Source organism: Kribbella sp. NPDC026596, assembly GCF_040638415.1.
Lineage (GTDB): Bacteria > Actinomycetota > Actinomycetes > Propionibacteriales > Kribbellaceae > Kribbella.
Genome location: NZ_JBEZYF010000168.1, coordinates 1 through 1063 on the forward strand (window position 1 = coordinate 1; position 1063 = coordinate 1063).

Consider the following 1063-nt stretch of genomic DNA (forward strand, 5'->3'; position numbering starts at 1 on the left):
GTCGAATCGTGGTGTTTCAGCCTATCTGCTTGTGGGGGGTGCCGTTTTGAGCCGGCACCAAAAAGACCGCGGCCCGCGACTCCTGGTCGCGGACCGCGGCTTTGGTGCTGCTATGCGACGCCGGCTTCGGTGAAGAGCGCGACCTTCAGGGCGCCGGTGTCCGCGGGCCGCGAGAAGACGTCGTACGCGTCCTGCATCTCGTCGAGGCCGAAGCGGTGAGTGATCAGACCGGGCAGCTCCAACCGGCCGGCGGCGAGCATCGCCAGCAGCCGCGGGGTCGACGAAGTGTCGACGAGTCCGGTGGTGATGGTGACGTTCTTGATCCAGAGATCCTCCAGGTGCAGGGTCGCCGGCGCACCGTGCACACCGACGTTCGCGACCGTCCCGCCAGGCCGGACGACACGGGTGCACAGCTCGAAGGTGTCCGGGATTCCGACCGCTTCGATCGCGACGTCGGCGCCAAGCCCACCTGTCAGCTCACGAACCGTCTTCTCGACTTCGTCGTCCGGGGCGAGTGCGAGGTCCGCGCCCCGCTCGAGCGCGGCCTTGCGCCGCGAGTCGGCCGCGTCGACCACGATGATCCGCGTCGGGCTGAACAGCTTGCTGGTGGCGATCGCCGCGAGGCCGATCGGCCCGGCTCCCACGATCACCACCGTGTCACCCGGCCAGACCTTGCCGTTGAGTACGCCGACCTCGTACGACGTCGGCAGGATGTCGGCCAGCAGCACCGCCGCCTCGTCACTGACGTTGTCCGGCAGCTTGTACACCGACCGATCCGCGAACGGGACCCGGACCTGCTCGGCCTGGGTGCCGTCGATCAGGTGACCGAGGATCCAGCCGCCACCGCCGAGGCACTGCCCGTAGTGACCCTGCCGGCAGTACTCACACCGGCCGCACGACGTGATGCAGGAGATCAGCATCCGATCGCCGACCGCCACACCACGAACCCCGTCGCCAACGGACAGGATCGTACCGACCGCCTCGTGACCGAGGATCCGGCCCGGCTCGACCGTCGGCACATCGCCCTTCAGGATGTGCAGATCGGTGCCGCAGATCGTCACCG

Annotated in this window: 1 protein-coding gene; it reads right to left on the minus strand. The window is 68.3% G+C overall.

Going from position 1 to position 1063, the window contains the following annotated elements:
• Nucleotides 1–110 precede the first annotated feature (110 nt).
• Nucleotides 111–1063 (minus strand): alcohol dehydrogenase catalytic domain-containing protein (locus AB0E63_RS46495; protein ID WP_360381361.1); only part of this gene is annotated, 953 nt, incomplete at its 5' end.